We start from the raw sequence: 10,743 nt of genomic DNA, 5'->3' as shown, positions 1-10,743 counted from the left end.
ACCTTCATCCCCCGAACCCACCACACCGCCGGTCACAGCCTCAGACTTGGCCTTTGGCACGGCCCCAGGTCTGATCTCGAATACGATCTCACCATCGGTCCCCGGTCCCTTTACAGCCGCGGCCCCGCGACCGACCGCAGGCATGACCCGCACCCACCCGGGCTTGGCCCCTGACCCGATCTCCGACCTGGCCACCGACGCGATCTCACTGTCACCTCCGGAAACCGCCGCAACCATGACCCCGAAGGCGGCTACGGAGGGCTTTATGGGAGGATCCGCCCTGGAGGAGCAACAATCGCATCGGATGTCCTGTGCAGCGCACCAAGATCCATACCTCTTGGAGGCAGCGCAACGGCAGGCGTTCGCGCGATGGCTCGACGACCTACGTGCCAAGAAGGTGAAGCTCGTTCCCGGCTTTGAGCATCCTGGCGATCCTCGCCAGCCCGACAACCATCACAAACATTGATGACCTGCGTACTCGCCATTGACATCGGAGGGACCAAGCTCGCCGCCGCGCTGGTGGACGAGACGGGTTCGATCCTGCGTTCCGCGACCCGGCCCACACCGCGTACGGATGTCATGAACGCGCTGGCGGCTCTCATCTCGGAGGTGAAGACGGGCGGTCCGCCGCCCGTGGCCGCCGGCATCGGTTGCGCGGGTCCCATCGACCTGGCCGCCGGAACCGTGAGCCCGGTCAACATGCCGAGTTGGCGAGGGTTCCCGCTGCGCGACGAAGTACGGAAGCTGACCGGCTTGCCCACCATGCTGGCGGGCGACGCGCAGTGCTTCGCGCTCGGGGAGCACTGGCTGGGCGCGGGCCAGGGCAGTGACGCGCTGCTCGGCATCGTGGTCTCCACGGGCATCGGCGGCGGCTTGGTGATCGACGGCTCCCCTCTGCTCGGCCCGACAGGGAACGCCGGACATGTGGGGCACATGTCCGTGGACCCGAACGGTGAGCGGTGCGAGTGCGGCGGCCGTGGGTGTGTGGAGCGCTACTCCAGTGGCCCCAACCTGGTCCGCTGGGCCGTCGGTCACGGCTGGAAAGGCGAGCCGGCCGACGCCCGCACTCTGGCCGAGAAGGCGGCGACGGGCGACTCGGTCGCGCTGGCCGCGTTCGAGCGTGGGGCCAGGGCGCTGGCGGGGATGATCGCCTCGGTGACGGCCGCGACCGAAACCACGAAGGTGGTGGTCGGTGGCGGCGTGTCGATGGCCGGCAAGGTGTTGTTCGAACCCTTGGCGCGTGCGCTCGACGACGTCGCGGGCCTCGCCTTCGTCCGGGCCGTCCGCGTCGTGCCCTCCGTACTTGGCGTCCGGGCCTCTCTGGCGGGTGCGGCGAAGCTCGCGCTGGACCATTCGCCACCGACATAGCGCGACGGGCGGCGCCGACCCCCCACCGGCCGTCGCCCCACACCGGGGGTCGCCCTCACATCGCCGTGCCCTCACACCGGGGGTCGCCCTGACACCGCCGTGCCCTCACACCGCCAGTCGCCATCACACCGTCGGCCACCTCCGCGCGGTCGGGGCAAAGACACGTGCGGGACGCCCGCAACCAGGCCGGACACAGCGGCCCGCCACCAGGCCGGGCACGAACACCCGTGACCATGCCGGCACGGCGAACACGTCGCAGGCCGGGTTCGTCCGTCTCCGCCGTCACCGACCTCCGGGGACGGCGTCTCGTATCGCCCGCGGAAACCTGGGGGGCGCCGCGGGTGGCAGGGCCTACCGAAGGTCCGCAGAAAGCCTCGGCCTCCAGCTTTAGGGCGAGGAGCAGAGCTTACCGAAGGTCCGCAGAAGGCCTCGGCCTTCAGCTCGGACGGGGAGCAGGTCAATCGGGCTCGGTCAGCCGGGCCTCGCGGCGTTCGATGATGCGGCGGGTGAAGGGGATGATCTCCACGACGCGGCTGCCCAGGTAGGCACCGATGAAGGCGAGCACCAGGAGGACGAAGGGGCTGGTAGCGAGGCCGTTCACGGTGACGAGGGCCTGCAGGATCGCGTCAAGCAAAGGAGACTCCGGAGAACGAGCAAACTGGGGAAGGCATCAGGTTAACCGGAGACAAGGGATGCCCGCCGCAAAACGGCTAAAGGGCGACATGATCGACTATGTCGCCCTTTAGAGGATGATCAGCGGACGTTGGGGGTGATCAGTGGAAGAAGTGGCGCGTGCCGGTGAAGTAGAGGGTGATGCCCGCCTTCTCGGCCGCGTCGATGACCTCCTGGTCACGGATGGATCCGCCGGGTTCGACGATCGCCCGCACGCCCGCCTCGATCAGCACCTGCGGGCCGTCAGGGAACGGGAAGAACGCGTCGGAGGCCGCGACCGCGCCGGCGGCGCGCTCGCCCGCCCTGGTGACCGCCAGGCGGCAGGAGTCGACCCGATTGACCTGGCCCATGCCGACGCCCACGGTCGCGCCGTCGGCGGCGAGCAGGATGGCGTTCGACTTGACCGAACGGCAGGCCCGCCAGGCGAACTCCAGGTCGGCCAGCTGCTCGGGCGTCGCCGGTGTGCCGGTCTTGAGCTCCCACTGGGCGGCCGAGTCGCCGGGCGCGTCCACCTTGTCGACCGACTGCACCAGCAGGCCGCCGTCGATCTCACTCAGCTCCGTCCGCCGTGACGGGCCCTGCGGGCACACCAGGAGCCGCAGGCTCTTCTTGGCGCGCAACGTCTCCAGCGCCTCGGCGGTGTAGGAGGGGGCGATGACGACCTCGGTGAAGACGTCGGCGATCTGCCTGGCCAGCTCGGCCGTGACCTCTCGGTTGACGGCGATCACGCCGCCGTAGGCGGACACGGGGTCGCACGCGTGCGCCTTGCGGTGCGCCCCGGCCACGTCGGAGCCGACCGCGATGCCGCAGGGGTTCTGGTGCTTGATGATGGCGACGCAGGGCTCGGAGAAGTCCCACGCGGCGCGCCAGGCGGCGTCGGAGTCAAGGTAGTTGTTGTAGGACATCTCCTTGCCGTGCAGCTGCTCGGCGTTGGCGAGACCGCCGGTGCCGCCTGTGTAGAGGGCGGCGCCCTGGTGCGGGTTCTCGCCGTAGCGCAGGGTGGCCTTGCGCTGGTAGGCGCCGCCGGTGAACGACGGGAAATCACCCTCCTCGCCGTACGTGCCGGCGAACCAGTTGGCCACGGCCACGTCGTAGGAGGCCGTGTGGGCGTAGGCGATGCCGGCCAGGCGCCGGCGCTCGGCCAGTGTGAACCCGCCCTCGGCCACAGTGGCGAGCACGTCGCCGTAGAAGCCGGGGTCGACCACGACCGCGCAGGTGTTGTGGTTTTTCGCGGCGCCGCGGATCATGGCGGGCCCGCCGATGTCGATCTGCTCGACGCACTCCTCGCCGGACGCCCCCGAGGCCACCGTCTCCTGGAACGGATAGAGGTTGACGACCACGAGCTGGAACGGGTCGATCTCCAGCTCCTCCAGCTGGGTCACGTGGTGCGGCTTGGTGATGTCGGCCAGCAGCCCGGCGTGCACGCGCGGGTGAAGGGTCTTGACCCGTCCGTCGAGGCACTCGGGGAACCCGGTCAGCTGCTCCACCTTCGTCACCGGGATCCCGAAGGACGAGATCGCGGCCGCCGTGCCACCGGTCGAGACGATCTCCACGCCTGCGACGTCGAGGGCTCTGGCCAGCTCTTCGAGACCGGACTTGTCGTATACAGCGATCAACGCGCGCCGGATGGCGATGCGAGTCACGTGGATTCCCCTCCTGTGTGGTTGCCGATGCGGACGCTGCGTCCGCTGACCGTCCAGCCCTCTCGAGCCATCCGGCCGACGATCTCGACGAGCAGACGGCGCTCGACGGTCTTGATGCGCTCGTGCAGGACGGCCTCGTCGTCGTCCGGGAGCACGGGCACCGCTTCCTGGGCGACGATCGGCCCCGTGTCGACGCCCTCGTCGGCCAGCATCACCGTGCAGCCGGTCACTTTGACCCCGTGGGCCAGCGCGTCGCGCACGCCGTGGGCGCCGGGGAAGGACGGCAGGAGCGCGGGGTGGGTGTTGAGCAGGGGAAAGGCCTGGAGAGTGGGCTTGCCGAGAATTTTCATGAAACCCGCCGACACGACCAGGTCAGGCTCGTACGCGGAAATTCTGGCCGCGATGGCCACATCCCATTCCGTCCGCGTCGCATAATCGCCCACTTTTTCCACAAAAGTCGGGATTCCTGCCTTTGAGGCCCTGACCAGCCCCTCAATCCCCTCCCTGTCGGCGCCGACCGCCACCACGCGAGCACCGTAAGAGGGGTCGGCAGAAGCGTCCAGCAGGGCCTGTAGGTTGGTTCCAGAGCCGGAGACGAGGACGACGAGCCGCCCAACCTTAGACACGCACACTCTCCCAAGAGGTAACAGGGTGGGGCTGTCAGAGTATCTGTTCCTCGCCCGGCGACGCAGAGGAGGTCAGGTGTCGACACCGGTGAAGGCACCGGCAGGCCAGCAGCCCGCGGAATCGGCGGGCCGCCGAGCGATCTGGTTGTCCATCGCAGCGCTGGCCATGACGTTCATGTTGCCGCTCGCAGGCCTGGTCATGGCGTTGTTCGCGCTCATGGCCGGCATCAAGGCGTTGCCACTGCTCAAAGGCGAAGGCAAGCCCACGGGCGTCGCCGTGGGCGGCATCACCGTCTCTGCGATCGCCCTGGCGCTGTCCACGATGTCCACGGGACTGCAGCTCTACCTGATGGACGAATACTCCGCCTACCAGGAGTGCATGAAGGGCGCGGGAACGGTGTCGTCACAGGGTGAGTGCTTCACGCAGTTCAGGGACGCGGCTGAGCGCAAGCTGCCGGCCGACGTGCTCGAACTGCTCGGCGCCATGCAGCCGTGACCAGCCGGGACCGCGAGGCCCCTGCACGGCCCCGGGCACGCCCTGCGGTTCGCTCAGCCCTCGCACGACCCGGGCGACACCCCGCATGGTGCCGGGCGAGCCTGCGCGGAGCCGAGCAGGTCGTGTAGCACCGGTCCGGTCGCTGGGTTGCGCGTGCGTGGAGGGCCCGATCAGTCGCGGTCCCAGGCGTAGGGGTCGACGTAGATGACGTGGCCGCCGCGGTCGTCCGACTCGTCGACGATGTCCTTGCGCGGCGGGCGGGCGTCCGGCCCCGGCTCCGGCGCGCGCGAGCGGGACTGTGCCAGCGTCTCGGCCGCCGCCGACGCGTGCTCGTCCTGCCAGTCGTCCCTGATGACGGGGATCTCCTGGGTGTCGGCTTCCGTCGCGTCCATCCAGTGGCCGGGCAGCGGGCGCGGGTCGGACTCGGCCAGCCCCACCTTGCTCGCCGCCTTGGCCAGCGCGGCCCCGGCCTTGCGCACGGGGGCGGCAGCCTTGTCGAGCGGCGTACGGGCACGTTTGTTGAGCAGCAGCAGGTTGGTCACGCCGGCGGAGATGCCCGCGGCCACGCCGACCTCAAGCGCCACCGACAGCGCCACCTCCCAGGGGGACGGCCCGACCGTGGCGAGCCTGCCACCGCCGATGGGCCCGCCGGACAGCGCCGCCAGCACCCCCGCCACGGCGCCTGTCGAGACCCCGCTGAGGAAGCCCCACAGCGGCGCCGCCTCGTAGGACGGCGACGGCGAGATCCTGGCCACCATCACGCCCGCCACCGCTCCGGCCGCGAACGGCAGCGCGATCACCGCCATCATCCACGCCGGCACGGTGCCGCTCTCCGGCAGCGCCCCCAGCAGCGGCAGGCTCGGCACCGTGCCGAGCTGCACCCCGGTGGGCGCGACCAGGGTGTCGGCGCCGATCGCGAACCCCGGCCCCGCGATGTAGGAGAAGGCCCAGACGACGGCGTTGAGCGCGTAGAGGAGTTGCAGCAGCACCAGCAGCACCCCGCCCACGAACCCGGGCGAGAGCACGCTGGACAGCTCCTGGATCTGCCCGAAGTTGAGTGCGATGGCGACCAGCACGAGTGCGAGCCCGGCCACGAGCAGCACCGCAGTGGCGACGGCCGTGCCGACGGTCAGCGCGCGCACCCGCTCGGGCAGCAGCCGCAACATGACCCGCCATGGCCCGATCATCCGCGCCGTGGCCAGCGAGCCCGCCAGGAAGGCCAGCACGAAGTGGCTGAACAGCGTCTCGCCGAGGAACGGCTGCGTGATCTCGTTGCGCGCGACGAGCGCGATCAGCCCGGCGAGCAGCGCGTACGGGGCCGCCAGCGACACCCCCGCCTGCACCACCAGCACCAGCTGGGCCCGCCGCCGGGCCCCCGCCTGCGCCTTGGGGCTGTTCTTCGGCAGCCGGGCGGGCAGGCGCAGCCGCAGGTCGGCGTCACGGGCCATCCATCGCGCCGCGCGGTAGAGCAGCACGGCGGGCAGCAGCATCAGCCCCAGCGGCAGCAGGCCGACCCGCCCGCCGGGGATCGCGAACCCGGCGTGGTGCGCGGCCAGCCAGAGCTGCGCCGCCGTACGGAACACCCCCGGCAGCCCGGCTTCGAGCGTGCCGCGCGGCGCGGCGATCCAGCCGACCAGCGTGAGCGTGGTGAGCGCCGCCAGCCCGACGCCGAGCGTGGCGGCGGCCGCCAGCATCCCCGACACGGGCAGCGGCCGCCTGGTCTCGTCGTCGTCGCTCGAGACCCCGGGCAGTCGGCCGAGCACCGACCGGGGGGCGGCACGTAGCTGGTCGAGAATCGCCGTCACAGTAGGCGATTTTCTCAAGCTTTCCCGACCAGCGCTTGGTTGACGCGCCGCCCGCCCCTACTTTGTGGCCGCCGATCCCGCGCTGTCGCGCCGCGCGAAGCTTTCCCCTTTTCATCCTTTACGGCGCTGCCGTGGTCGCCCCAACCGCCGACCGGGGCTGGGGTCAGTCCAGGGAGACGCTTGCTGAGCCGGTCAGTGGCGCGCCGCCGCCACGACGCCTCGCCGGCCGTGTTCCGTGGCCGGCGCGTGGCCCGTGATCGCAGCCGGGCAGCGGACCCCTGACCGGCCCCAGGGTCGTACGCAGGGAATGGGGGCGCGTACAGGATGGGCGCTCGGGGAGGGAGACGAGAAACCCCGCACGGGAGGCCGTGCGGGGTTGTCAGGCGCTCAGCGAGCCTGCATGATCTCGCGCATCAGGCGGGCCGTCTCGGAGGGGGTCTTGCCGACGCGGACGCCGACCTTCTCCAGGGCCTCCTTCTTCGCCTGGGCGGTGCCGGCAGAGCCGGACACGATGGCGCCCGCGTGGCCCATCGTCTTGCCCTCTGGAGCGGTGAAGCCCGCGACGTAGGCCACGACCGGCTTGCTGACGTGCTGCTCGATGTAGGCGGCGGCCCGCTCCTCGGCGTCGCCGCCGATCTCGCCGATCATCACGATCGCGTCGGTGGCGGGGTCTTCCTGGAACGCCTGGAGCGCGTCGATGTGCGTGGTGCCGATGACCGGGTCGCCGCCGATGCCCACGGCGGTGGAGAAGCCGAAGTCGCGAAGCTCGTACATCAGCTGGTAGGTCAGCGTGCCGGACTTCGAGACCAGGCCGATGCGGCCGGCGGTGGTGATGTCGGCGGGGATGATGCCGGCGTTGGAGGCGCCGGGAGAGGCGATGCCCGGGCAGTTGGGGCCGATGATGCGGGTCTTGTTGCCCTTGGCCACCGCATAGGCCCAGAACTCGGTCGAGTCGTGCACCGGCACGCCCTCGGTGATCACCACGCAGAGCGGCATCTCGGCGTCGACGGCCTCCTTGACCGCGTCCTTGGTGAACGCCGGAGGCACGAACACGACCGACACGTCGGCGCCGGTCTGCTCCATCGCCTCCTTGACCGTCCCGAACACGGGCAGGCCCTCGTGCGTGGTGCCGGCCTTGCGGGCGTTGACGCCGCCGACCACGCGGGCGCCGGAGGCGAGCATGCGGCGGGTGTGCTTGGTGCCCTCGCCGCCCGTCATGCCCTGAACGATGATCTTGCTGTTCTCAGTCAACCAGATGGCCATGGGTCACACACCTGCCGCAGCGAGCTCGGCGGCCCGCTTGGCCGCGTCGTCCATCGTGTCTACCAGCTCGACCCGCGAGAGCGCGGCGTCGGCCAGGATCTGCCGCCCGAGCTGGGCGTTGTTGCCGTCGAGACGGACCACCAGCGGGTGGGTCACTGCCTCGCCACGGCCTTCCAGCAGCTTGAACGCCGCGACGATGCCGTTGGCGACGGCGTCGCAGGCGGTGATGCCGCCGAAGACGTTCACGAAGATCGACTTGACGTTCGGGTCGGAAAGGATGATCTCCAGGCCCGCGGCCATGACCTCGGCCGAGGCGCCGCCGCCGATGTCGAGGAAGTTCGCGGGAGACGGCTTGCCGGGGACCTGCTCGCCCGCGTAGGCCACCACGTCGAGCGTGGACATGACCAGGCCCGCGCCGTTGCCGATGATGCCGACGTCGCCGTCGAGCTTGACGTAGTTGAGGTCCTTCTCCTTGGCCTTGGCCTCGAGCGGGTCCTCGGCCGCCTTGTCGGCGAGCGCCTCGTGGTCGGGCTGGCGGAACGCGGCGTTGTCGTCGAGGGTGACCTTGCCGTCGAGGGCCTTCACCTGGCCGTCGGCCGACAGGATCATCGGGTTGACCTCGACGAGCGTGGCGTCTTCGTCGACGAAGCAGCACCACAGCTTCTCGATGAGCTCGGCGGCGCCGTCGAGCGCCTTGTCCGGCAGGCCGCCGGCCACCGCGATCTCGCGGGCCTTGGCGCGGTCGATGCCGGTCAGCGCCGAGAGCGGCACCTTGGCGACCTTCTCCGGCGCGGTGTGGGCGACCTCTTCGATGTCCATGCCGCCGGCGGCGGAGCAGATCGCGAGGAATGTACGGTTGGCGCGGTCGAGCAGGAAGGAGAAGTAATACTCCTCCGCGATCGCGCTGGCCTCCTCAACGAGCACTTTGTGGACCGTGTGGCCCTTGATGTCCATGCCGAGGATGGCGGTGGCCTTCTCGACGGCGTCGGTGACGTCGGCCGCCACCTTCACGCCGCCGGCCTTGCCACGGCCACCGGTCTTGACCTGAGCCTTGACAACAACGCGGCCTGTCAGCTCCTCGGCCGCCGACCGCACCTCCTCCACGGTGTGGGCGACGATGCCGCGTGGCACCGGGATGCCGTAGTCAGCGAAGAGTTCCTTCGCCTGATGTTCGAACAGGTCCACGAGGGGTCCGTCCTCTTCCCATTTGTCGCTCACCCTCCTCACTCGCTCCGTGGAGTGCCTTCTTCGCCGGCCCTCCACTCCGCTCGCTGCGTCGGGTTCGCTCCTTGCTTATCCGACTGAATGTTCGACGCTTGTCCGACTGATGTTCGACGGCCCGGGCACCTGCACTTACGGTCGCGTCCGCTTCGCCGTTCGGTGGCATCGTGCCTCGCTCTCTCACGGCGAGCTCCTACGCTCAGGGTGCGTGCCCGGCGTTTCCGCCAGTGAAGCCTAGCCCGAAGCTTGACCTGACCAGGTCATCGGGTGGGGGTTCTCGCGCTATGTGACGGTGATCTCACTTCTCCACGACGACACCTGCACGCATTTTGCACCGATTCGACGGCATACGCCCTAGTTCTCGATATACGGTCGTGATCTTCAATTGGCAGAATCTCCTCCTCTTCCTTTTGGAACCAGAGGAAACTCGTATGAACTGATTTGTCGTTGGGCCTGGCGGTGACCACGGCCGCGCTCACGGGGACACGCGGGTTCCTTGAGGAAGACCCGATCTACGCGCTGAACTCGCTCGGCGGCATTCCGTAATGGCCGACTCCGCCGAGCCGCTCCACAAGGCCGCACTTCTGCCTTGACCCCACCACCAGAACTTCGACGAAGGAAATCCGCATGAAGCGAATCCTGACCGGCGTGGCGTTAGCCACGACCGCCGCACTGGTGACCGCCACCCCGGCGATGGCCGCCCCCAAGGACCCCGTGGTGGCCGTCAAGAAGCGGATGACCCCCGGCAAGGGGGTGAGCTTCACCGAGCGCACGACGGTGTCCCAGGACGGCAAGCGCGAGGTGTTCCTCCGGCGCAGCGGCACCCTGCAGTTCAGCAAGACGGGCATCGCCGCCTCCGACATCACCGGCAAGCTCAACATCACGTCCAGGGACCTGGGCGACGTGCCGGACAGCGAGTTCGGTGAGATCCTCAAGGCAGTGGCCAAGCCTGAGCGCACGATCAGGGTCGGCACCACGTCCTACCTCTCCGGCAACATGTGGGCGACCCTGCTGCCCGAGGGCAAGACCTGGTTCAAGGCGCCCAAGGGCCCGGCCGGCGGCGTCACCGGCACGTTCGGCCAGCCCGTCAACCTCGGCGAATACTCCACGCTCAAGACCCTGCTCAAGGGCGCCAAGGCCACCAGCCACGGCTACACGGGCACGATCAAGCTGGGCGCCCTGTGGAAGGTCTCGCCCTGGCTGCGCGCCGGGTCGCTCGGCGCCCCGAACGCCAAGGCGCTGAAGAGCCCGATCAAGTGGAGGCTCACCGTGAACGCGGCCGGCCTGCCGACGCGCCTCGTGACGACGTTCTCGACCCTGGTGAACGGCACCGGCGATGAGGGCACCGTGAGCGTGGACACGAGATACACCGGCTGGGGCAAGGCCGTGTCGATCAAGGCGCCGCCGGCGAAGGATGTCGCGACCTCGTTCGAGGACGGCCAGGACGACATCACCAGCCTGACCGAGATCCCCCTCGGCGCTTACGCCGTCACCGGCTGACCTGGTGACCGTCCGCGCCTCTCCCACCCCCCGGACGGGAGAGGCGCGTACCGGGCGGGAAGGGCACAACCGGACGGGATAGACGAGACCGGACGGGATAGACGCGGCCGGGGGGATAGTCGCGGCCGGATGGGTTGGGCGCGGCCGCG

At 69.7% G+C, this 10,743-nt stretch carries 10 protein-coding genes; 4 read left to right on the top strand and 6 right to left on the bottom strand.

Going from position 1 to position 10,743, the window contains the following annotated elements:
• The first annotated feature begins 142 nt into the window (after positions 1 to 142).
• Both E1294_RS33620 and E1294_RS33615 read left to right on the top strand, forming a co-directional pair.
• The gene (locus E1294_RS33620) at positions 143 to 466 is read left to right on the top strand and encodes a hypothetical protein (RefSeq protein ID WP_132515001.1); all 324 of its coding nucleotides are present in this window, start codon (positions 143 to 145) and stop codon (positions 464 to 466) included.
• Complete coding sequence (locus E1294_RS33615) at positions 466 to 1,368, top strand: ROK family protein (RefSeq protein WP_132515000.1); 903 nt, start codon at positions 466 to 468, stop codon at positions 1,366 to 1,368. The genes E1294_RS33620 and E1294_RS33615 overlap by 1 nt, the downstream gene beginning before the upstream one ends.
• A 457-nt stretch (positions 1,369 to 1,825) precedes the next feature.
• Here E1294_RS33615 and E1294_RS53165 read toward each other — a convergent pair whose 3' ends face one another.
• From E1294_RS53165 to purN, 3 genes are all read right to left on the bottom strand, one after another.
• Positions 1,826 to 2,002, bottom strand: coding sequence for a hypothetical protein (locus tag E1294_RS53165; RefSeq protein ID WP_165977611.1), 177 nt, complete (start codon positions 2,000 to 2,002; stop codon positions 1,826 to 1,828).
• A 139-nt stretch (positions 2,003 to 2,141) separates the two neighbouring features.
• Positions 2,142 to 3,683 carry a bifunctional phosphoribosylaminoimidazolecarboxamide formyltransferase/IMP cyclohydrolase gene (gene purH / locus E1294_RS33610; RefSeq protein WP_132514999.1) on the bottom strand — a complete coding sequence of 514 codons (1,542 nt, stop codon included), beginning with the start codon at positions 3,681 to 3,683 and terminating at the stop codon, positions 2,142 to 2,144.
• Entirely contained in the window at positions 3,680 to 4,309 is a 630-nt protein-coding gene (purN, locus tag E1294_RS33605) for a phosphoribosylglycinamide formyltransferase (protein WP_220448071.1), read from the bottom strand. Before purN ends, purH begins: the two co-directional genes overlap by 4 nt.
• Positions 4,310 to 4,385: 76 nt before the next feature.
• Here purN and E1294_RS33600 point away from each other — a divergent pair, with 76 nt between their 5' ends.
• A complete protein-coding gene (locus E1294_RS33600; RefSeq protein WP_246083473.1) occupies positions 4,386 to 4,805 on the top strand; it encodes a hypothetical protein in 420 nt (139 codons plus the stop codon).
• Positions 4,806 to 4,975: 170 nt separating this feature from the next.
• Here the strand turns inward: E1294_RS33600 and E1294_RS33595 are convergent, their stop codons facing one another.
• From E1294_RS33595 to sucC, 3 genes are all read right to left on the bottom strand, one after another.
• Complete coding sequence (locus tag E1294_RS33595) at positions 4,976 to 6,610, bottom strand: cell division protein PerM (protein ID WP_132514997.1); 1,635 nt, start codon at positions 6,608 to 6,610, stop codon at positions 4,976 to 4,978.
• A 387-nt stretch (positions 6,611 to 6,997) separates the two neighbouring features.
• Entirely contained in the window at positions 6,998 to 7,873 is an 876-nt protein-coding gene (sucD, locus tag E1294_RS33590) for a succinate--CoA ligase subunit alpha (RefSeq protein ID WP_132514996.1), read from the bottom strand.
• Positions 7,874 to 7,876: 3 nt separating this feature from the next.
• On the bottom strand, positions 7,877 to 9,058 hold the full coding sequence (sucC, locus tag E1294_RS33585) for an ADP-forming succinate--CoA ligase subunit beta (protein ID WP_132515004.1): 1,182 nt from the start codon (positions 9,056 to 9,058) through the stop codon (positions 7,877 to 7,879).
• A gap of 663 nt (positions 9,059 to 9,721) precedes the next feature.
• Here sucC and E1294_RS33580 point away from each other — a divergent pair.
• Positions 9,722 to 10,594, top strand: a complete 873-nt coding sequence (locus E1294_RS33580) for a hypothetical protein (RefSeq protein WP_132514995.1) — start codon at positions 9,722 to 9,724, stop codon at positions 10,592 to 10,594.
• Positions 10,595 to 10,743 lie beyond the last annotated feature (149 nt).

This window comes from Nonomuraea diastatica, assembly GCF_004349015.1.
Taxonomy (GTDB): domain Bacteria; phylum Actinomycetota; class Actinomycetes; order Streptosporangiales; family Streptosporangiaceae; genus Nonomuraea; species Nonomuraea diastatica.
The sequence above is the reverse complement of the archived record's forward strand: the minus strand, read 5'-3'. Positions and strand labels throughout refer to the sequence as shown.